This window comes from Nocardioides sp. P5_C9_2 (genome assembly GCF_054049555.1).
Genome location: NZ_JBFUMD010000711.1, coordinates 1 through 1299 on the forward strand (window position 1 = coordinate 1; position 1299 = coordinate 1299).

The 1299-nt window shown below is 67.3% G+C and carries 1 protein-coding gene and 1 rRNA gene; both read left to right on the plus strand.

All coding sequences use genetic code 11. The features are described 5' to 3' along the window. Window positions 1–112 precede the first annotated feature (112 nt). Window positions 113–736: a DNA-3-methyladenine glycosylase gene (locus ACXJKL_RS21210; RefSeq protein WP_457208969.1), complete on the plus strand. Its 624-nt coding sequence runs from the start codon at window positions 113–115 to the stop codon at window positions 734–736. Between the two features lie 416 nt (window positions 737–1152). Next, a 16S ribosomal RNA gene (locus ACXJKL_RS21215) occupies window positions 1153–1299 on the plus strand; the annotation flags it as partial.

Genomic DNA, 1299 nt, shown 5'->3' on the forward strand with positions numbered 1-1299 from the left:
CGGTCGCATCGCGCACCGGGCGCGGTCGCATCGCGCACCGGTCGCGGCGGCACCGCCCCCGACCGTGTCCGCGACCAGCTCACCGAGCTCAGCGACCGGGTGGCCGCGCACCGTGAGCGGCTCGGCTGACCTGCACGACCTGCTGGGGGGAGCGGTCCACGAGGTGGCGCCGCTCCTCCTCGGCTCCGTGCTCACCCACGCCGGCGTGAGCGTCCGGCTCACCGAGGTCGAGGCCTACGGCGGCGCCGATGACCCCGGCTCCCACGCCTACCGCGGCCGCACCCCCCGCAACGCGACCATGTTCGGGCCGCCCGGTCGCCTGTACGTGCACTTCACCTACGGGATGCACCACTGCGCCAACGTGGTCTGCGGTCCCGAGGGGACGCCGTCCGCCGTCCTCCTCCGCGCCGGCGAGGTGGTGGCCGGCGTCGATCTCGCCCGCGTACGCCGCCCCGGCGCGAGCGACCGGGACCTGGCACGCGGCCCGGCACGCATGTGCAGGGCCCTCGACCTCGACCGGGCCGAGGACGGCATCCGGATCGACGGGGACGGCATCCGACTCGAGGTCCGCGACACGCCCGATCCCGAGATCGTCCTCAGCGGCCCGCGGGTGGGGCTGCGCGGGGCTCCGGAACGGCCRTGGCGGTACTGGCTGGCGGGGGAGCCGACGGTGTCCGCGTACCGCGCCGCGGCACCCCGTCCGGTCCGACAACGCGCTGACCTGCGCAAACAGTGAGAGTCGGACCCCGATTTGTCACCACCCGAGACGTGGGTCTAATGTTTCACCTGTCGCCGCAAGCGGCCCGCGAAACACCAGCCTCACCGGCCGGATCGAGCGGGTTCTTGCATGCGCGGCGGGATCGGGCCAGCCGAGATTGACGAGGCAGGCCCGGACCGGTAAGTTACTGCAGGTTGTCCCAAGACAAGATCCGCGAGGATCGCACTTGGGTGCGTCTGATGTTTGAGAACTCAACAGTGTGTCATAGTCGACGAATTAGTTTGTTATGCCCCGTCACCATGGCTTTTTGGTCGTGGTGGTGGTTTCTTTGGTTAACGATGATTTCTGACAAATTTGTCAGTGATTGTTCGATGCTGGGGGATGTGGCTCTCTTTTTCTCGCGTCTGCCTTTGGGTGGGTGTGGGGTTTGTTTTTCGATGGAGAGTTTGATCCTGGCTCAGGACGAACGCTGGCGGCGTGCTTAACACATGCAAGTCGAGCGGAAAGGCCACTTCGGTGGTACTCGAGCGGCGAACGGGTGAGTAACACGTGAGTAATCTGCCCCCCACTTTGGGATAGCC